The 19,396-nt window shown below is 67.6% G+C and carries 17 protein-coding genes, 1 pseudogene and 1 riboswitch; of the genes and pseudogenes, 13 read left to right on the top strand and 5 right to left on the bottom strand.

All coding sequences use genetic code 11. From position 1 onward, the window contains the following. The first annotated feature begins 167 nt into the window (after nucleotides 1-167). The 8 genes from AB0N24_RS11695 to AB0N24_RS11660 all read left to right on the top strand — a co-directional run bounded on the left by AB0N24_RS11695 (nucleotide 168) and on the right by AB0N24_RS11660 (nucleotide 7,615). Complete coding sequence (locus AB0N24_RS11695) at nucleotides 168-1,250, top strand: LacI family DNA-binding transcriptional regulator (RefSeq protein WP_364123949.1); 1,083 nt, start codon at nucleotides 168-170, stop codon at nucleotides 1,248-1,250. Nucleotides 1,251-1,343: 93 nt separating this feature from the next. Beyond that, nucleotides 1,344-1,958: a hypothetical protein gene (locus tag AB0N24_RS11690; protein WP_364123947.1), complete on the top strand. Its 615-nt coding sequence runs from the start codon at nucleotides 1,344-1,346 to the stop codon at nucleotides 1,956-1,958. Nucleotides 1,959-2,008: 50 nt separating this feature from the next. Beyond that, a riboswitch (guanidine-III (ykkC-III) riboswitch) is annotated at nucleotides 2,009-2,074 on the top strand. A 9-nt stretch (nucleotides 2,075-2,083) separates the two neighbouring features. Further along, complete coding sequence (locus AB0N24_RS11685; protein WP_364123945.1) at nucleotides 2,084-2,407, top strand: SMR family transporter; 324 nt, start codon at nucleotides 2,084-2,086, stop codon at nucleotides 2,405-2,407. Further along, a complete protein-coding gene (locus AB0N24_RS11680) occupies nucleotides 2,407-2,793 on the top strand; it encodes a multidrug efflux SMR transporter (protein ID WP_364123943.1) in 387 nt (128 codons plus the stop codon). Before AB0N24_RS11685 ends, AB0N24_RS11680 begins: the two co-directional genes overlap by 1 nt. A 13-nt stretch (nucleotides 2,794-2,806) precedes the next feature. Next, nucleotides 2,807-3,487 carry a nucleoside/nucleotide kinase family protein gene (locus tag AB0N24_RS11675; protein WP_364123941.1) on the top strand — a complete coding sequence of 227 codons (681 nt, stop codon included), beginning with the start codon at nucleotides 2,807-2,809 and terminating at the stop codon, nucleotides 3,485-3,487. Between the two features lie 187 nt (nucleotides 3,488-3,674). Then, nucleotides 3,675-5,867, top strand: coding sequence for an EAL domain-containing protein (locus tag AB0N24_RS11670; RefSeq protein ID WP_364123939.1), 2,193 nt, complete (start codon nucleotides 3,675-3,677; stop codon nucleotides 5,865-5,867). A gap of 65 nt (nucleotides 5,868-5,932) precedes the next feature. Continuing rightward, nucleotides 5,933-6,943, top strand: coding sequence for an aldo/keto reductase (locus AB0N24_RS11665; RefSeq protein ID WP_364123937.1), 1,011 nt, complete (start codon nucleotides 5,933-5,935; stop codon nucleotides 6,941-6,943). A gap of 21 nt (nucleotides 6,944-6,964) precedes the next feature. Then, nucleotides 6,965-7,615: an MBL fold metallo-hydrolase gene (locus tag AB0N24_RS11660; RefSeq protein WP_364123935.1), complete on the top strand. Its 651-nt coding sequence runs from the start codon at nucleotides 6,965-6,967 to the stop codon at nucleotides 7,613-7,615. A 92-nt stretch (nucleotides 7,616-7,707) separates the two neighbouring features. On the opposite strand, the gene AB0N24_RS11655 is transcribed toward AB0N24_RS11660, so the two are convergent. Then, nucleotides 7,708-9,615 (bottom strand): DEAD/DEAH box helicase, encoded by a 1,908-nt coding sequence (locus AB0N24_RS11655; protein ID WP_364123933.1) that lies wholly within the window; start codon nucleotides 9,613-9,615, stop codon nucleotides 7,708-7,710. A gap of 764 nt (nucleotides 9,616-10,379) precedes the next feature. Here AB0N24_RS11655 and cycA point away from each other — a divergent pair. Beyond that, a complete protein-coding gene (gene cycA / locus AB0N24_RS11650) occupies nucleotides 10,380-11,870 on the top strand; it encodes a D-serine/D-alanine/glycine transporter (protein ID WP_364123931.1) in 1,491 nt (496 codons plus the stop codon). On the opposite strand, the gene AB0N24_RS11645 is transcribed toward cycA, so the two are convergent. Further along, on the bottom strand, nucleotides 11,867-13,324 hold the full coding sequence (locus tag AB0N24_RS11645; protein WP_364123929.1) for an MFS transporter: 1,458 nt from the start codon (nucleotides 13,322-13,324) through the stop codon (nucleotides 11,867-11,869). The two genes, cycA and AB0N24_RS11645, sit on opposite strands and share 4 nt — an antisense overlap. Nucleotides 13,325-13,432: 108 nt before the next feature. On the opposite strand from AB0N24_RS11645, the gene soxR reads away from it, so the two are divergent. After that, on the top strand, nucleotides 13,433-13,948 hold the full coding sequence (gene soxR / locus AB0N24_RS11640) for a redox-sensitive transcriptional activator SoxR (protein ID WP_364123927.1): 516 nt from the start codon (nucleotides 13,433-13,435) through the stop codon (nucleotides 13,946-13,948). A 10-nt stretch (nucleotides 13,949-13,958) separates the two neighbouring features. Here the strand turns inward: soxR and AB0N24_RS11635 are convergent, their stop codons facing one another. Further along, complete coding sequence (locus tag AB0N24_RS11635; RefSeq protein ID WP_364123925.1) at nucleotides 13,959-14,993, bottom strand: Lrp/AsnC family transcriptional regulator; 1,035 nt, start codon at nucleotides 14,991-14,993, stop codon at nucleotides 13,959-13,961. Between the two features lie 158 nt (nucleotides 14,994-15,151). On the opposite strand from AB0N24_RS11635, the gene AB0N24_RS11630 reads away from it, so the two are divergent. The 3 genes from AB0N24_RS11630 (at nucleotide 15,152) to AB0N24_RS11620 (ending at nucleotide 18,116) form a co-directional block, all read left to right on the top strand. Then, on the top strand, nucleotides 15,152-16,372 hold the full coding sequence (locus AB0N24_RS11630) for a M20 family metallopeptidase (RefSeq protein WP_364123923.1): 1,221 nt from the start codon (nucleotides 15,152-15,154) through the stop codon (nucleotides 16,370-16,372). Between the two features lie 17 nt (nucleotides 16,373-16,389). Continuing rightward, nucleotides 16,390-17,679: an MFS transporter gene (locus AB0N24_RS11625; protein ID WP_364123921.1), complete on the top strand. Its 1,290-nt coding sequence runs from the start codon at nucleotides 16,390-16,392 to the stop codon at nucleotides 17,677-17,679. Between the two features lie 77 nt (nucleotides 17,680-17,756). After that, nucleotides 17,757-18,116 carry a hypothetical protein gene (locus AB0N24_RS11620; RefSeq protein ID WP_364124094.1) on the top strand — a complete coding sequence of 120 codons (360 nt, stop codon included), beginning with the start codon at nucleotides 17,757-17,759 and terminating at the stop codon, nucleotides 18,114-18,116. Between the two features lie 270 nt (nucleotides 18,117-18,386). Here AB0N24_RS11620 and AB0N24_RS11615 read toward each other — a convergent pair. Then, a pseudogene (locus tag AB0N24_RS11615) lies at nucleotides 18,387-18,533 on the bottom strand (TetR family transcriptional regulator); the annotation flags it as partial. 34 nt (nucleotides 18,534-18,567) lie between these two features. Further along, entirely contained in the window at nucleotides 18,568-19,389 is an 822-nt protein-coding gene (locus tag AB0N24_RS11610; RefSeq protein ID WP_364124088.1) for an SGNH/GDSL hydrolase family protein, read from the bottom strand. Between the last annotated feature and the right edge of the window lie 7 nt (nucleotides 19,390-19,396).

Below are 19,396 nucleotides of genomic sequence, written 5' to 3'. Positions count from 1 at the left end.
GGCCGTCCGCATTACCTGCGGGGACCTGGGCCCACAATTTTGATCGATCAAATTTTGTGCGTTTAGATCGTCTCACACGTTACTGTGTGAGGGAAAGGCCAGCGTGCTGAGGCCCTCACGGGATGCCACCGACGCTGCCCGCCCAACCCGAATCCGAAGGAGTCCGCTTGCCCCGGCCCACCCTCGCCAGCCTGGCCAGCGAACTTGCCGTGTCGCGGCAGACCATCTCCAACGTGCTGAATTCGCCGCACAAGGTCAAACCCGCCACCCGGGAGCGGGTCCTGGCCGCCATCGCTGCAGCTGGCTACCGGCCCAGTGCGGCCGCCCGCCAGCTGCGAACGCAGCGCTCCATGAACTTCGGCATGCGGCTCTATCCCGCCACGGACGGCATCAACGGCGCCGTCCTGGACCGCTTCCTGCACGCGCTCACCGAAGCGGCCCAGTCAGCCGGGTACAGGCTCACGTTGTTTTGCGCAGATTCGGACGAGGACGAAGTCCGCCAGTACGAACAGCTCCTGGACGTCGCCGGGCTGGACGGCTTCATCCTGACCTCCAGCGCCCCTGACGACGCGCGGCCGCGCTGGCTGCAGGAACGCGGCACGCCCTTCGCCGTTTTCGGCCGCCCTTGGGATGCCGACGGACACTCCGCGGCGGCGGAACACGCCTGGGTGGACGTGGACGGCGCCGCCGGAACGGAAGCTGCCGTGAATATGCTGCTGGCCCAGGGCCACTCCAGGATCGGCTTCCTGGGCTGGCATACGGGCAACCCGGTGGGCGCCGACCGCCGCCAAGGCTGGGAGCGCGCCATGACGGCTGCCGGATACGGCCGGGATGTTCCCGTCCTCGGCGCCGAGGCCGAAGACACCGTTGCCGGCGGCGCCTCCGGAGCGGCCCTGCTGGCATCGAAGGGTGCCACGGCTGTGGTCTGTTCCAGCGACTCGCTGGCCCTGGGAGCCATGGAGAAGCTCCGTGAGGCACGGCCTGGCGCCTTCCTGCCCGGCCAGCCTGCCGGGCCGGACGGCCGGGCCGCGATTGTGGGCTTCGACGACACTCCCGTGGCTGCCGCCCTGGGACTCTCCAGCGTCGCGCAGCCGGTGGAGGAGGCGGCGCGCCACATCATCCGCGTGCTGACGCACGAACTGGCGGCCACCCCCGCGGCGGCGATCGTCCCGCCGGCACGGCAGCTCCTCCTCGCGCCGCGGGTGGTGGAACGGATTCCGCTGCCGCTGGCGGCACCGGGTTCCGGGTAAGGCGCCGGCTGGGACAGGAACCCGCCGGGCATTGATCTTTCTCCGGCGGTGCCCTAATGTCCCCAGCTACCAGGTGAATCCGTGGAGCCGATCATGCCCGAGAAAGAGTCCGCACAAGCCTCGCCCAATGCCAGTCCAGCCCTCCATGGGACTGCGCCCCTCGTAGCGATCGGCATGACGTGCGGGATTGCCTGGGCCGCTGGATTCCGTGGCTACATGGTCGAACTCGCCGGCCCGGCATCCACATTCGGCTGGTGGGGGACGTTCGGCGCGATCCTCCTGCCTGGAGCCACCGTCGGCGGACTCCTGGGGTGGGCCGAAGCACTCCGGCGGTCAGGCGGCCGGCGGGGATGGCACTGGCTCGCCCTCGCCCCGCTCGCGTTCGCCATCGCGCCACTGCTCATGCCCGGCGCGGTTACAGCACTGCTCACGCAAGGCCTTGGCGGAGGCGCGATCGCCGTTGCCCTGATGGCGATCGGCGGGGGCTACGCACTGTCCCGCCGCGGGCCGCTCTGGGCCAGGATCGCCTGCGGCCTCGTCAGCGCAGCCCTCGCCGCGGCACTCGCCCTGGCAGGGCCCGGGATCGCCGGCCCCGTGCTCGCCATCACCGAACCGCGCGGCGCCTGGGTTGCGGTACTGGGGGCGTCGTTCATCGCAGTGCTTGCCCTCGCCTCCTCGATCCCGCACCGGCCCGCAGACAGCCGGTGACCTTAGCCACCAATGGTGGCCACCCGGCGTCGGGCGTTGCTACGCTGGGATCAAGGTTCCCCTCCGGCACCTCCGGACGACGGTTCAGTACCCGGCACGCGACAAGACTGGCCAAAGGATCTGTCATGTCGTGGTTAATCCTCGTTCTGTCCGGGGCGCTCGAGGCCGTGTGGGCCGCAGCGCTGCACCGCACCTCCCAGGCCACAGGCCGCCGGCGCGTGCTTCCCATGGTCGTCTTCCTGGTTTCCGTCATCGCGAGCACCGGCGGCCTCGCTATCGCGATGCAGTCCATTCCCACCGGCACCGCCTACGCCGTGTGGGTGGGTGTAGGTGTGGTGCTGACCTCCGCTTACGCGATCATCACCAAGGTGGAACGGGCGACGGCGGGGCGGCTGCTGCTGCTCGCCGGGCTCGCCGCGTGCGTGGTAGGCCTGAAGGTGGTGGCGTAATGCTTAGCAAGAATGCGTCCGCCTGGCTGATCCTGCTCGGTTCCGCCGTACTCGAGGCCGTCTGGGCCACCGCCCTGGGGCTGTCCGACGGCTTCTCCCAGGCGCTCCCGACCATAGTCTTTGCCGTCACTGCCACACTGAGCATGGTGGGACTGGGGATCGCAGTGAAGTCGATCCCGCTCGGGACCGCCTACGCAGTGTGGGTGGGCGTCGGCGCTGCCCTGACCGTCGGCTGGGCCATGGCCACCGGCGTCGAGCCTGCCAGTCCGCTCAAGTTGCTGTTCATCGCCGGGATTGTTGGCTGCGCGGCGGGGCTGAAGCTGCTGCCGCAGGACCGCGGAGCCGCACAGCACTCACCGGCACGCCGGACTAAACAGCAGCACTGACTAGGCTGGTGCCATGGTGACTTCTTCAGTGGACCCGGGCACTGCCCCACGGCTGGACGACGCCATGCTCCGGCATCCGGAGATAAGGGCGGCAGTGGCCGACCTGCGTGCCCGCGTCGCGTCCGGGAAGCGGATGCTACTCGGCATCACAGGTTCGCCGGGATCCGGCAAATCGACCTTCGCGGCCGGCCTGCACGCCCTCTTTGATGCCGGCACGTCCGTGGTGGTCCCCATGGACGGCTTCCACCTTGGCAATGCGATCATCGACGGCACGCCGCTGCGGCAGCGCAAAGGGGCAATCGACACGTTCGACGTCGGCGGTTACCTCTCGCTGTTGCAGCGGCTGGCACGGCGGGATGAGCCAGTGGTCTATGCACCGGATTTCCGCCGGCAGATCGACGAGCCGGTGGCTGCCTCCATCGCCGTCCCGGCTTCGGTGCCGCTGGTGATCACCGAAGGAAACTACCTTCTGGCGGACCACCCCGCGTGGCGGCAGGTCCGTGCGCAGCTGGACGAGGTCTGGTTCATGGACACTCCCCCGGACCTTCGACTCGAGCGGCTGGTGGACAGGCACGTGCACTTTGGCATGGACCGGCCCGCGGCGGAGGAGTGGGCCGGCGGCTCGGATGAGGCCAACGCACGGCTGATCGAGTCCACCCGCCCTGCCGCCGACCGCGTCATTCCCTGGTCCTAGCGTTTCCGGTTCGTTCACTGCGCGTTCCCCGCAGCCTGCAGTGGATTTTTCCTGGGGTCTTTTTTCAGTGACACACCGCCCGGACCCCGCAGCCCTGTTAGCCTGCTCCTAGGATCACCGGACCATCAACGGGTCTCAGCCGGTGGCTGGGTCCCCCGTGGCTCCTGGACGCAGAGGACAACAGCACATGGATGGGAACGCGCCGGGCAAGGCTTCGGGGCCGGCCTCCACACCGGCGGATACCGGCGTGGAGGGGCCCGAGCGCACGTGGAGCCTGCAGCGCGAATGGTCCAGGGCCTTCCTGCTGATGCTCGCGGCACTGCTGGTCGGGGCCGCGGTAACGATCGTGGGTGTGCGCGGCCTGATGGACCAGGTGCAGGCGACGTCCGCCCAGCTCCATCTCGAGCTGGACAAAGTGGAGGTCCTGCGGTCAGCCCTCGACGCCCACGAGCAAGCCGGCCACCGGTTGCTTTCCGGCGCTCCTGCCGACCGGGAGGCGTTCCTCCGCCAACAGACCGACATCTCCAGCCGGTTCGCGGACACGGCTGCTGTTTTTCCGGACGGCACAGAGACGCGACGAACAGTCCTCGATGCCAGCCGCTCGTGGCAGAATTCCTTTGCCGCACACGGGCTCTGGGGCGGCCAGGTGGAATCGCTCCAGGGCAACCATGTGGACGAGACCCCCGCGCTGGCGGCTTCCAGCGCGGAGATCCGCGGGCAACTGGCGGCGGTCCGGCGTCACTCCCTTGCACAGTTGGATGAAGGACTTGAGCACAGCTCCGAGCTCGAGCAGGTCCTTTTTGTCGGGCGGATAACGTTGTTCCTCGTAGCCGTCGCGGCCACGGTGTACTTCCGCCGCAGGATGGTCAAGGACCTCATGCGGCCGGTGGAAAGCCTGCACAAGGGTGTCCGAAAGCTGCGGGGCGGCAACTACGACCACCGCATCGAAGTGTTCCGCCGCGACGAACTCGGCGAGTTGGCGGAAGCCTTCAACGGCATGGCCGCCGCCGTCCACAACAGCCACGTGAACCTGACGCATCGCGCCACCCATGACCCCCTGACAGGGCTGGCCAACCGTGCGGCGCTGATGGAACGCCTCACGGAATCCTTTGGCAGCGGGAGCACCCGCCGGAACCGGAGCGAGGGACTGCTGTTCATCGACATCGACGACTTCAAGGATGTCAATGACTCGCTGGGACATGAGCGGGGCGATGACCTGCTCGGCCAGCTGGCCACGCGCCTCCAGGGCTGCGTGCGCACCCACGACCTCGTTGCCCGCGTCGGCGGGGACGAATTCGCGATAGTTGTGATGGACGACGACGCCGGTTCCATTACCGCGGGAATCGCAGAACGGATCCACGAGGCACTGCGTGCACCTTTCTTCCTGGGCGAGGACCGGCGGACAGTCACGGCCAGCATGGGCGCGGCCCAGCGGCGGCCGGGCACCAGCGATGCGGCCGAACTGCTGCGCCAGGCGGATTTCGCGATGTACCTCGCCAAACATGGCGGCAAAGCCCGCTATCAGCTGTTTGATGCCGAGGGCTACGACCATATGACGTACCGTGCCGCCCTCAAACGGGACCTCGCCACGGCGGTGACCGGCGGCCAGCTCCGCCTCGAATACCAGCCGATTGCGGACTTGAACAGCGGAGAGATCCTCGGCGTGGAGGCGCTGGTGCGCTGGCAGCACCCCACCCTGGGACAGCTGGCCCCGTCCGAATTCATTCCGCTCGCCGAGGAGACCGGAGACATCGACGCGGTCGGCTGCTGGGTGCTGGACACCGCAAGCCGCCAGGCGGCCGGCTGGCGGAAGGCGTTGCCACAGTGCGAAAACCTCTGGATTGCCGTCAACCTCTCAACCATCCAGCTCCCCAATCCCCGGAACCTGGCCGCCATCAAGCGCATCCTTTCCGACCCCGCGGCGCAGGCGGACAAAGTGGTGCTTGAAGTCACCGAAACAGCCCTGGCCGGCAGCACTGACGGCGGCGTCGCAGCCCTTAAAACTTTGAAGGATACCGGCGTCCGCGTTGCCATCGACGATTTCGGCACCGGATATTCCTCATTGAGCTCGCTGGCCGTGCTCCCGGCAGACATCCTCAAGATTGACCGTTCGTTCCTTGGGCGGCAGGCCTCCGCGGCGCAATCGGCGGCGATGCTCGAAGGCATCCTGGGGCTGGCCCGCATGCTGTCCCTCGAAGTGATCGCCGAAGGCGTGGAGGAACCCGGGCAGCTGGAGCTCCTCCGTGCCCTGGACTGCCAGATGGGGCAAGGCTACCTCCTGGCCCACCCGGGTTCCGCCGAGGCGATCGAGGCCCTGCTGGCAACAGGAGCCCGGCTCCAGACCGGCCCGGCAGCGTTTGAGGAAGCCATCGATTCCTGAGGAATACCGGCCTTCCCGCCGCGGTTGTTGGCAGGGAAACGGATTCACAGCGAACGGAGCCCATCATGACTGCACCATCAGTCCACCTCGGCGACGGCCTCACCGTCAGTCCCCTGGGATTCGGCGGCATGGCCCTCACCCCGGTCTACGGCGGAGTGGACCAGGGCGAGGCTTTGCGGACCCTGCACCATGCGGTGGACGCGGGTGTCAGCTTCATCGACACCGCGGATATCTACGGTGGCGGCAGCAACGAGGAACTGATCGCCCAACTGCTGAAGGACCGCCGGGGCGAAGTGCAGCTGGCCACCAAGTTCGGGCTCGTGGGCACCCCCGGCAGCGGCTACACCGACATCCGCGGCGACCGCGCCTACATCCAACAGGCTGTAGAAGCCAGCCTCCGCCGCCTGGGCACCGACACCATTGACCTGTACTACATGCACCGCCGGGACCTCCGCGTTCCGATTGTGGAAACCGTGGAGGCCATGGCGGCGCTGGTGCAGCAAGGCAAGGTGCGGCACCTCGGCCTGTCGGAGGTGACGGCCGAGGAGCTGCGGGAAGCCAGCAGCGTCCACCCCATCGCCGCGGTCCAGAGCGAATGGTCCATCTGGAGCCGCGATGTGGAACGCAACGTTGTTCCCGCGGCAGCCGCGCTTGGGGTGGGTTTTGTGCCCTATTCGCCGCTGGGCCGGGGATTCCTCACCGGCACGGTGGACGCTTCGAAGCTCGGGAGCGGCGACTTCCGCCGCAACATCCCGCGCTTCGCCGCCGACGCCGCGGACGCCAACCAGGGAGTGGTGGCCGCCGTACAGGCTGTCGCCGACGAGCTGAAGGTTGCCGGGCGGGCTGCAACTCCCGCCCAGGTGGCGCTCGCCTGGCTGTTTGCCCACGGCAAAAAGCTCGGCCTGGCAGTGGTTCCCATTCCGGGCACACGCAGGGCGGAACGGATTGACGAGAACCTGGGCGCCTTGGCACTCAATTTGACCCCGGCGCAACTGGAGAGGCTCGACTCCGCCGCGGACGCCGTCGTCGGCTCCCGCTCTGCGGACCCCAACTGGGTGTCCCAAGGCCGTGAATAGGGTTTCCGTAGACTGAAGCCCATGGATTCCCTCATTCACGACCTGCGTGACATTACCATCCGCCGGATTTCGGTCAGCGAGATGGACAACAACGTGTATCTGCTGACCAGCAAGGCAACCGGCGCGCAGCTCCTGATCGATGCGGCCGATGATCTGGCCGCCATCCAGGCGCTGCTTGCCGACGCCGCCGCGGATACCTCCGCGACGCCGAAGCTGGCGCTGGTTGCCACCACCCACCAGCACTGGGACCATGTCCGTGCGCTGCCGGGCCTGGTCGGGGCCACCGGGGTAAAGACGGCGGCCGGGACGGATGACGCCCCCGAGCTGCCTGTCCCGGTGGATGTGCTGCTGGACCACGGGGACGTGGGCAACTTCGACGGGTTCGATGTGAGCGCCGTACATCTCCGGGGACACACCCCGGGGTCTGTGGCTCTGGTGTACCAGGACCCGGAAGGACCTGCGCACATCTTCTCCGGCGACTCACTGTTCCCGGGCGGCGTGGGCAACACGCAGAACGATCCCGAACGCTTCGCCCAGCTGATCAGCGATGTCAGCGAGCGGCTGTTCGGCGTCTATCCCGATGACACCGTGGTCCATCCGGGCCACGGCAAGCCCACCACGCTCGGTGCCGAGCGTCCGCACCTTGGGGAGTGGCGCGCCCGGGGCTGGTGACGACCGGTTAACAACCGATCGAGTGCTCCGCAACTGCCGTTATGAACCCTCTAAACGGCGGTTACGGAACACTCGATGCCGGTTAAGGGACCTTAGCGGCTGCGGCGTTCGTTCGACGCCGGAGCTGAGGCGCGGCGGGGACCGCCGCTGCGTGCCGGACGGCCTTCGCCGGAGCGGCCGTTGCCGCCGCCGGAGTAGGATCCGCCCGAGGTGCCGCCGGTGTTGGAGGACCAGACTGCAGCGTTGCCGCCGGCTGAGCCGGACTTGGCACCGGCAGCGGCGCGCTGGCCCGTTGCCGGACGTCCGCCGCGCTGGCCACCCGTTGCCGCACCGGTGCGGGGTGCACCGCCGCTGCGGGGCGCACCACCGCGGGGTGCGCTGGTGCGGGTTGCGCCGCCGCGGGCGTCGCCCCGGGCGTCGGAGGCACGTGCGTCAGACCCGCGGCCGGCCGATGCACGGCCGCCTGCTGCGGGAACGTCGTTGTGGTGCGAGTATGCGGTGGAACGGCCACGGCCGCGTGCATTGCGGCGCTCGGCGCGCTCGGCGTCGGCGCGGTCCTGGTTCTTCTCGGCAACGCGCTCGGCCGCGTTGCGGGCAGCGGCCTGGCCCTCGTAGGCCACGGCACGGCGCTCGGAACGCGCAAGATCCGTACGGGGAGCCTCGGCTCCGACGCGTCCGCGTCCGCCACGTCCGCCGCGGCCACCCGCAGTGGGTGCGGCCTGCGTGGAGCGGCGGGCGCGCTTGCGCTCGGCGTTTGCACCCGTGGAGGTGCCGCCGCCCTGGTTGGACTTGGCGGCCAGCAGTGCGGCGCGGGTGCGCGGATCGATCTTGTCGGCCATTTCGCCCACCAGTTCTGCAACCAGGGGCGAGTTGGCGGTGACTCGCTCGAAGTTGACCTCAACGCCGGCAGCCTTCATCAGCTTCTTGACGTCGGACTGCTGCTCCGGGAGGGTCAGCGTGACCACGGTGCCGTCGGAACCGGCGCGGGCCGTACGGCCGGAGCGGTGCAGGTATGCCTTGTGCTCCGTGGGCGGGTCAACATGGATGACCAGTTCGACGTCGTCCACGTGGACGCCGCGGGCCGCGACGTCGGTGGCCACCAGGACGCGGACCTCGCCGGAGGAGAACTCGGCCAGGTTGCGGTCACGGGCGTTCTGCGAAAGGTTGCCGTGCAGGTCGACGGCGGGGATGCCGGCGTCCGTCAGGGTCTTGGCAAGCTTGCGTGCATGGTGCTTGGTGCGCATGAAGAGCACACGGCGGCCAGCGCCCGAGGCGAGCTCAACGATCAGCTGCTTCTTGACGGTCTGGTCGTTGACCACCAGCACGTGGTGTTCCATGGTGGTCACCGCGGCCTGTGATTCATCCACAGCGTGGGTCAGCGGGTTGGACAGGTAACGCTGGACGATCTTGTCCACGCCGTTGTCCAGGGTGGCGGAGAACAGCAGGCGCTGGCCCTGGCTGGGGGTCATGTCCATGAGCTTCTTGACCACCGGCAGGAAGCCGAGGTCGGCCATGTGGTCGGCCTCGTCCAGAACGGTGATCTCGACACCTTCAAGGGTCAGGATGCGCTGGCGGATCAGGTCCTCCAGGCGTCCCGGGCAGGCGATGACGATGTCAACGCCGGCACGCAGGGCCTTTTCCTGACGGGCCTGGGAGATGCCGCCATAGATCACGGTGGTGGTCAGGCCCATGGCCTTGGCCATCGGCTCGATGGTGGCGTTGATCTGGGTGGCCAGCTCGCGGGTCGGCGCAAGGACCAGGCCCATCGGGCGGCCCGGCTTGCGGAAGTGCTTGGCTTCCCGCTCAGCGAGTCGTGCTACAAGCGGGATTGCGAAGGCAATGGTCTTGCCGGAGCCGGTGCGGCCGCGGCCCAGGACGTCGCGTCCGGCCAGGGTGTCAGGAAGGGTCTTGACCTGGATGGGGAACGGTTCAACGATTCCCTGGGCGGTCAGCGTGTCGGCGAGTGCTTTGGGCGTGCCGAGGGCAGCAAAAGTTGTCATGTGTTTCAAAGGTCTTTCAGGCGGTATCCGTGCGGATATCGGCCCCCGGTGCCGGTTGGCCCAGGGGTTCGCCGAAGAAAAGTCAGGTGATCAACCGGGCTGCTGCCAACCTTGCGGCGGCGGAAGCCGGGACCAAATAGAACGCGTTCATCGACGCAGGATGTGCCTCTCACATGAAAAAAACCCACTCCCTGCCGGACAAATCCTTTGGGGGATCCGGTTGATGAACCGAATCAAAGTGGGCATCACTGCACATCAAGTTCCACCAGTCTAGCATCCGGGGACGGCGGGCCCCGCTTCGAGGCCCGAAATCCGGCGCGCCGCCGGGACCGCATTACCAGCCAGGTCCAGCGCAGGGCCATTTTCACGTCCAACAACAGACTACAATTGATGCTTTGACGCTCGACGTTTGTCGAGGAGCAATCGACGCGGACGGCGGCGCATTAGCCCTATCCGGGACACGGAACAGGGGGGCTCCACCATGGCCACCCAGCCCGGCAACGTACCGATGAACGCCCTTTCCCACCCCGGCGGAGGGGTGCACCGTTCCGGACCGCCGCCGTCGGAATCCGGTCAATACCGCGAACGGAAAGCATTCCTGCCCCGCCGGAAAAGGCCGCAAAGTTGCCCCTAGTCTTAATCCACACCCCAACTGTTACCTCCGTCACACTTGTGGCGGCTCCGTGCGGATGGCGGTGCGGCTGCCTGCTCCCAGAGCAGTCAGCCAGCAACGCAGTCCGCCTGTGACAAGGAAAGAAGCACTGATGTCTGAACGCACCACCACGGTTGCCAGGAACACTGCAACGGAACCAACCAGCGGAGGCCACAGCCAGGAACCGCACCTTGCCCGAGCGCTGAGCAACCGCCACATCCAGCTGCTGGCCATCGGCGGCGCCATCGGAACCGGCCTGTTCATGGGCTCCGGCAAGACCATTTCCCTCGCCGGCCCTTCCGTCATATTCGTCTACATGATCATCGGCTTCATGCTGTTCTTCGTGATGCGGGCGATGGGCGAAATCCTGCTTTCCAACCTGAACTACAAGTCCTTCAGCGACTTCGCCGGAGACCTCCTGGGTCCGTGGGCCGGGTTCTTCACCGGCTGGTCCTACTGGTTCTTCTGGGTTGTCACCGGAGTGGCGGACATTGTGGCGATCGCCGGCTACGTGGACAAGCTCGCCCCCGGCACCCCGCTGTGGATCCCGGCGCTCCTTACCCCCGTGGTGCTGATCCTGCTGAACCTCCCCACGGTCAAGGCCTTCGGTGAAGCAGAGTTCTGGTTCGCCATCATCAAGGTGGTGGCCATCGTGGCGCTGATCGGCACGGGCATCGTGATGATCGCAACGAACTTCACCTCCCCCAACGGCGCTGTAGCCAACCTGGCCAACATGTGGAACGACGGCGGCATGTTCCCGCACGGCATGTTCGGCTTCATCCTCGGGTTCCAGATCGCCATCTTCGCCTTTGCCGGCATCGAACTCGTCGGCACCGCGGCGGCCGAAACCAAGGACCCGGAGAAGAACCTGCCGCGGGCCATCAACTCCATCCCCATCCGCGTCCTGCTCTTCTACGTCGGTGCCCTGGTGGTCATCATGGCGGTCAACCCGTGGCGGAGCATCGACGCCGCGAGCAGCCCCTTCATCGGCATGTTCACCCTGGCCGGCCTGGGCATCGCCGCTGTGGTCATCAACCTGGTGGTCCTCACCTCCGCGGCCTCCAGCGCCAACTCCGGCATCTACTCCACCTCGCGCATGGTCTACGGCCTGGCCCAGGACGGCAACGCCCCGAAGGCCTTCGGCAAGCTGAGCATCCGCAAGGTTCCGCAGAACGCCTTGCTGTTCTCCTGCATCTTCCTGCTGGCCGGCCTGGTGCTGCTCTACTCGGGCGACTCCGTCATCGGCGCCTTCACCGTGGTCACCTCGGTTGCCTCGGTGCTCACAATGTTCGTCTGGTCCATGATTCTGGTCAGCTACATTGTGTTCCGCCGCCGCCGGCCCGAACTGCACGCAGAATCCGCCTTCAAGATGCCCGGTGGCACGTTCATGCCCTACGTGGTGCTGGCGTTCTTCGTGTTTATGCTCGTGGCGCTTGCCCAGGCCGACGACACCCGCCTGGCCCTGTTCGTAGCGCCCCTCTGGTTCCTGATCCTGGGCGCGGCCTGGCACTTCAACCGGAAGACGCCGCTCCAGCAGGCGCGGATCGCAGAGTGGAAGGCTGAGTCTGATTCGGACAAAGCAAAGGTCAGCACCCTGAGCTAGGACGTTCGGCGCGCCGCAACCCGCGGCGCCACAACCACAGCGACGACGGCGATGGCGGCCGTGAGGGCGAACACTCCCGCGAAGGAGGCCCCCGACACCCCGCCCGCCGTCGTCGTTGCGGTTAATGCCGTGAACACGATCCCGGTGGTGGCCAGGGCGAGCGCGCCGCCGAGGGAATCGGAAATGGACATGGCGGAGCTGTTGAAACCCTCCGTGTCCGGCGTGGACATGGCCAGTGTCATGACGCTCAGGCGCGGATACATCAGCCCCATGCCGCCACCGGCGAAGATCCAGCCGGCGATCGCGACGGCGGCCGGCCAGCCCAGGACGGTGGTCACCAGGGCAAGGACGACGGCGCCGAGCACCATCGCGGATCCGATCACGATGGCCAGCCGGTGGGTCAGCTTCGTCCCGAGCCTGCCCTGGACGGCGGAAGCTCCGGCCCAGGCAATTGCACCGAACGTGAGGGTCAGCCCGGCGAAGGTGGGCGAATAGGAATAGCGCTCCACCAGCAGGTACGGCAGGTAGACCTCCGCCCCGAAGAACGCCGCCGAGACCAGCCCGCGGGCCAGAATGACGCTCGGCAGCCCGCGCCGGGCCAGCAGGGTGCCGCGGGGCACCAGCGGGCGGACCGCCACCAGTGCAATCACGACGGCGGCCGCCGCCAGCGCGCCGCCCGCTACCGGGACCTGCGCGGAGAGGTTCAGGCCGAGGACGGCGAGCGCCGCGAGGGCGGCCCAGGCGAGCCGGCCGTAGGACCACCGCCGGGTCTTCGCGCTAGCCTCCGGCCCGTCAGTTTTTGCGGAGGCCCCAGCCGCTGCCGGACGGCCGTGCAGCCCGCGCAGCGCCGGCACGATCATCAGGAGCGCCGGAACCACCAGCCCCACCACGCCCAGGAACACCCAGTGCCAGCTTGCCGCCTGCGCCACGATTCCGGCGGCGAAGGGGCCCACCAGGGACGGGATCACCCAAGCCGCGGAAAAGGCGGCGAAGATCTTCGGGTGCAGCACCGGCGGGTAGACGCGTGCCACCACAACGTACAGGGCCACGGTCATGGCGCCGCCACCCAGTCCCTGCACCAGCCGGCCGGCCACCAGGACGGCCATGCTTCCCGCGGTGCCGGCGATCAGCAGGCCAAGCACGAACATGGCCACCGACGCGTAGAGCGGCCCGACGGGCCCGCGGCGGTCCGACCAATTGCCGGCTGCCACCATGCCGATCACACCCGTGGCGAGGGGGCCGGCGAAGGCCAGGGCGTAGAGCCCGGCGCCGTCCAGCTCACGGCTGACCAGCGGCATGATGGTGGTCACCGCGAGGGACTCGAAGGCTGCCAGGAACACCAGCGCGCACGCGCCTGCCGTCACCAGGAGGTAGTGGCGGTGCAGGATTCCTGCGGTCGCCGGGGCGGATGGTGGGGCGCTTCGTTGCACGGTGGTGGCCTGATCAATAGTCATGGACGTTACCGTAGGACCTCAACTAAGGTTGAGGTCAAGGTGCCGCCCTGGATGCGGAAATGACGCTCGGCGTTCGGTTGCAGCCTTCGGGAAAGCCTAGGGGGAAGCATGCCACAGCTTGTCGGCGGAGCACACCATGCCCTGAGCATCGGTGAGTTGTCCGAACGGAGCGGGGTGGCGCCGTCGGCCCTTCATTTCTACGAACGCAACGGCCTGATCTCCTCCGCGCGGACGTCCGGAAACCAGCGGCGGTACCGCCGCGACGCCTTGCGGCGTGTCGCGTTCATCCGGGTCTCCCAGCGGGTCGGCATCCCGCTGAAGGAGATCCGGGCGGCGCTGGATTCCCTGCCTGAAGGCCGGACCCCCACCAAGCGCGACTGGTCCCGGCTTTCGCGGCTGTGGCGCTCGGAACTGGACGCACGCATCGCCGCCCTGGAGCATTTGCGGCGCGACCTGGACGGGTGCATCGGCTGCGGCTGCCTCAGCCTGAAGGCCTGCCGGCTGCAGAATCCGGCGGACGCGCTGGGCGACGGCGGCACGGGCCCCCGGCGCTGGGAACCCGGTTCACGCGACAATGGCGCCGGAGACCCTGGCACCGGGGCCTCCGAAGGTCCGGACGCCTAAGCGTCCAGCCTTAACCCGAGGGAAGGCTCAACCCTACCGAAGGCACGACTGCGCCGGTCGCCGTCGAGTCCGGGTTCAGCATCCAGCCCACCCGCTTGACGCTGCTGAGCATCACCACGCTCTCCACGAGTTCAATACCCGGGATCCGCTGCTGCAGCGCAAGTTCCTCGGTCAGGACGTCGGCCACCGACTGCAGCCACATGATGATCACAAAGTTGGTCCGTCCGGTGGTGGAGGCGGCAAGCCGGACGTTGCGGAACCCCCGGAGCTCGGCCGCGGCGGCATCATGCTGGCCGGGCGGAACATTTGCGAACCACTGGCACGTCACCGGAAACCCCGAATACTTCTGCGCGATCTCGCAGCGGAAGGACAGCACCCGGCTGGCCAGCACGCGGTTCAGCTGCCGCTGGACCGTGGCCGGGTGCCGTCCCAGGGCGCGGGCGATGTCCGCTGCCGTCGCCCGGCCGTCCCGGGCCAGGAAGGGCAGCAGATCCAAGTGGCTGGCGGGCAGCGGCTCCCGCAGGGAAAGCGGCGGAGCGGACCCCGCGGCCTCAGGTCCCGCCTTGGACCGCAGCGCCGCCACCTGCGCACGGTCCAGGACGTTGAGCCGCCAGGAGTAGGCACCCGTGTGCAGCCGGGTGCACAGCGCTGTCTGGTACTTCACGAGCCCGTCGATGTCCTTGAGCCGCGCGGCCACGGCGGTGCCGAACTCCTCCAGGGACTGCGTGATCGCCGTCAGCATCAGGTCGCGGTTGCTGGCCGCCTCCTCTACGGTGACTATTTCCGGCACTGCCGCCAGGGCCTCCGTCACATCATCACGGCGGTGCATTTCGCACTCCACGTCCACAAACGCCAGGCACATCTGCTGCGGGTCGCCCATCAGGTGCGCGGTGACCCAGGACGCCCCGGCGGAGCGCAGCCGCTCCCAGCGCGCCGCCAGCGTGGTGGCGTGGACGCCTAGGACCTCTGCGGCGTCCGCCCAGCTCAGCCGCGGCGCTATCTGGAGGGCGTTTATGAGGGCCAGGTCCTCCTCGCTGAGTTCCATCTATCCCTTCCCGCGCCGCCCATGATGCGCGAATCCTGCGGCCAGTAGTCCCTATTTGCATTTTTCCAGCCATTTGGCTGTTTGTGAAGTGTGTCACGACAGACTGGAGGCCGGAGCCGCAGAACCGCTGCCGGCCCGCCGACAGATCAGGAGCACGCATGCCGATCATCACCGACGCCAAGGAGCTGCAGGGGGACCTAGCCAGGTTCAGGCACCAGCTGCACCAGGAGCCGGAAATCGGCCTTGATCTCCCGCGGACCCAGGAAAAGGTGCTGAAGGCACTGGACGGGCTGCCGTACGAGATCACCCTCGGCGAGAGCACGACGTCGGTTACTGCGGTCCTGCGCGGCGGCGCACCGCACGGTTCTCCCGCCAAGCCGGCGGTCCTGCTCCGCGCGGACATGGACGCCCTTCCGGTCCAGGAAAAGACCGGCGCCGAGTTCACCTCGAAGATCGACGGCGCCATGCACGCCTGCGGCCACGACCTCCACACCGCCATGCTTGCCGGAGCCGCCACACTCCTGGCCGAGCGCCGGCACGAACTGGCCGGCGACGTCGTCCTGATGTTCCAGCCGGGCGAGGAGGGCTTCGACGGCGCGAGCCACATGATCCGCGAAGGCGTCCTGGATGCCGCCGGACGGCGAGTGGATGCCGCGTACGGCATGCACGTGTTCTCCGCCCTGGAACCGCACGGGAAATTCTGCACGCGGCCCGGCGTCATGCTGAGTGCCTCCGACGGGCTGTTCGTCACTGTGCTGGGGGCCGGCGGCCACGGTTCGGCGCCGCACTCGGCCAAGGACCCGGTCACCGCGGCGGCGGAGATGGTCACCGCGCTGCAGGTGATGATCACCCGGCAGTTCAACATGTTCGATCCCGTCGTGCTGTCGGTGGGCGTCCTGCAGGCCGGGACCAAGCGGAACATCATCCCCGAAACCGCCAGGATCGAAGCCACCGTGCGCACGTTCTCCGAGGAATCCCGGGAGAAGATGATGACTTCGATCCCCGCGCTGCTTAAGGGCATCGCCGCCGCCCACGGCCTGGATGTGGATGTGGAATACCGCTCCGAGTACCCGCTGAGCGTCACTGACGTGGACGAGACCAACACCGCGGAGGACGTGATCCGCGGGCTGTTCGGCGAAGGCCGGCACATCCGCTTCGCCACGCCGCTGAGCGGATCGGAAGACTTTTCCCGCGTCATGAACGAGGTCCCCTCCACCTTTATCGGCCTCAGCGCTGTGCCGCCCGGCGCCGACCATATCGCCGCAGCGTTCAACCACTCCCCCTATGCCACGTTCGACGACGGCGTCCTCGCCGACGGCGCCGCACTGTACGCGGAACTGGCACTCTCCCGCATCGCCACCCTGGCCGCCCGGTCCTGAGAACCCTGGAGAAGACCATGACAACCACCGTCAGCCCGCAGCTCGCGGCCCGCACCGCCACCAGGAAAACCATCATTGGCACCGGCATCGGAAACGCCGTCGAATGGTACGACTGGGCCATCTACGCCACCTTTACGCCGTTCATCGCCAGCCAGCTGTTCAGCAAGGCGGACCCGGCGTCTGCGGTCCTGTCCACGTTGGCGATCTTCGCCGTCGGCTTCGTGGCACGTCCCTTCGGCGGCTTCCTCTTTGGCTGGATCGGGGACAGGATCGGCCGCAAGGCGTCCATGACCCTGGCCGTAGGCCTGGCCTCCCTGGGCAGCCTGATGATCGGCATCGCGCCCACCTTCGCTGCCGTGGGCGCGTGGGCATCCCTCATGCTGCTGGTGGCCCGGCTGGTCCAGGGCCTGGCGCACGGCGGCGAGCTGCCGTCGTCGCAAACCTATCTTTCCGAGATGGCACCCCGGGAACACCGGGGGTTCTGGGCCACGCTGATCTACACGTCCGGCACCGTGGGCATCCTCTTCGGCACCCTCCTGGGCGCTGTCCTGAACATGGCGCTGAGCACCGAGGTGATGAACGCCTGGGGCTGGCGGATCCCGTTCCTGATCGGCGCCGCCATGGGCCTCTACGCCCTGATCATGCGGTCGAAACTGCACGAGACGGACGTGTTCGAAGGCGAGTCCGGTACGGAGAAGCGGGCGCCCATCTGGCCCCAGATCGTCCGGCACCGCAAGCAGGCCCTCCAGGTGATCGGCCTGACCGTGGGGCTGACGGTGATCTACTACATCTGGGGCGTGGTGGCCCCGAGCTACGCCACGACCGCACTCAAGATCGACCGCGGTGAAGCGCTCTGGGCCGGCGTGATCGGCAACATCGTCTTCATTGCCGCCCTGCCGTTCTGGGGCAAGCTGTCCGACCGGATCGGCCGCAAGAAGGTCCTCTGGGCCGGCGCCATCGGTGCGGCTGTGATGCACTTCCCCATGACCTGGCTGCTGAAGGATTCCGCGTGGCAGCTGGCGGTCGGTATGTCCGTGATGCTCATCTTCATCGCCGCCAGCGCGGCCATTGTTCCGGCCGTCTACGCCGAGCTGTTCCCCACCAGCATCCGCACCGTGGGCGTCGGGGTCCCCTACTCCATCTGCGTCGCAGTGTTCGGCGGAACCGCGCCGTACCTGCAGCAGTGGCTTGGCACCACGCTTCAGCTGCCCAGCCTTTTCAACATCTACGCCGTGGTGCTGCTCCTGATCAGCGCGGCATTCGTCTTCAGTCTTCCCGAAACCAAGGGGAAGGACCTGCGCGGCTGACGCTGCTTCCTGGGTGAACCGGCGAAGGCCGGGCGGCTTGGCCGCCCGGCCTTTGCGGTGTCTGCGAGAATGGCGCCATGCGGGCACCTTTTGTACACGAGGCAACCGTCGGGATGGCGGCCGACGGCGACACCAGGGGCCCCGGCGGGGCCATCACCCTGGAATTATGCGGGAGCTGGGACCACAGCCCGCCCTGCCCTGTGGCGGCCCACCATACGCGGGCTGAAAGAGCGGGCGGGACGGTGGTTCTGCGGGTCGTTTTCGCCACGGAGCCGGAAGATGAAGCGGACGTGCGTCGCAGGATCGATCAGGCACTCCACTCCGGCAGGGTGACCAGCCTGGACGGCGTGGTCAGCCACTGGGAGTTCCACGGAAGCAGGATAGGCGTGCCCACCCCGGCCGAGGCCGAGCACGCCCGGCGCCTCGCTAGGACGTAGCAGGCGCATGCCGTCTCGGGTTGAGTTCTGCCTCAGGTTGAATTCCGCGCTGCCGAGACCTGGGGCCGTTTTACCCGCACGGGGCGGGGTATGGCTGAGCGGATGATCTGCCGGGCCGCGGACCGGGCAATGCAGGGCGTATCGGAGTCGGGAGACGTGATGCCGCCTGCCTGGGCACCTTCGAGGATGAGCACAAGGGCCCGCGCCAGTGCGACCGGGTCGTCTGCACCGGTCTGGCGGGCCAGCCGCGTGACCCCTGGTCGGAAAATGCTTGTAAAAGGTCGCCTGGGCTACGCCGGCCTCTGCAATGATGCGGTTGATACCGACTTGGTACAGGCCTTCGGCGGAGAACAGGCCGGAACACTTCCACTCTACGCACGGCAACGTTTTGGACCGTTGGCGTTGCCCGCCGACCACCCGAGCCCACCTAATGGCAGACAGACCCGCCTGCCTATTGGCTCAGGTCCTTCAACGCGGCGGCAGGTTGCCCAGAGCTATTCACAGGGGCCGCAGTGGGGCGCTTCGCCCTCAGTTCTTCCAGGGCCACCCGTTTCCGCAGCCGGTGCCAGGCCCAAGGCAGGAGGTACCTGCGAGCCCACAACAGGTCTCCTGCCCTGGCTTGGGGCCAACTGCCACGCGGCAGATCCCCGGGTTCCAGCGGCCGGAGCCGGTGCGGGACACCAAGCGTGTCCAGCACCATCATTGCCACGGTGTGGTGGCCCAGCGGGGAGAGATGCAGCCGGTCCTGGTCCCACATCCGCGGGTCCTTGAGCGTCCTCAGCCCCCATAGGTCGGCAACCACGGCGTTATGCCGGGACGCGATGGAGCGGATGTTTTCGTTGAAGACGGCAATCTTGGTCCGGTTGTGGCCCAGGACGGGCGTTGATCTCCAATCGGGCCCGGTGAAGAGCACCAGGGTGGCACCGCAAGAACTCAAAAGCTCCACACCGGCGTCGAGCCTGTCAGCCAATTTGTCCGGATCGCCGCCGTGGAAAACCATGTTGTTGCCGCCCGCTGACAGCGTGATCAGGTCCGGCTGAAGGGCCAACGCCGGCCCAACTTGCAGGTCCAGTATCTGCTCCAACAGCAGGCCGCGTACGGCAAGATTCGCATACGCGAAGTCCTCATGAGCAATGCTCAGTTCCTCTGCCACGCGATCGGCCCAACCGCGCACTCCACCAGGACTCCGCGGGTCTGGGTCGCCCACTCCTTCAGTGAACGAATCCCCCAAAGCAACGTACCGGCGCCACGGGTGGGCGCTGGCCCGCTCCACGTACCCG

This window comes from Arthrobacter sp. NPDC093128, assembly GCF_040683875.1.
Classification (GTDB): domain Bacteria; phylum Actinomycetota; class Actinomycetes; order Actinomycetales; family Micrococcaceae; genus Arthrobacter.
Note: the sequence above shows the minus strand (reverse complement) of the source record. Positions and strands in the feature narration are given on the sequence as shown.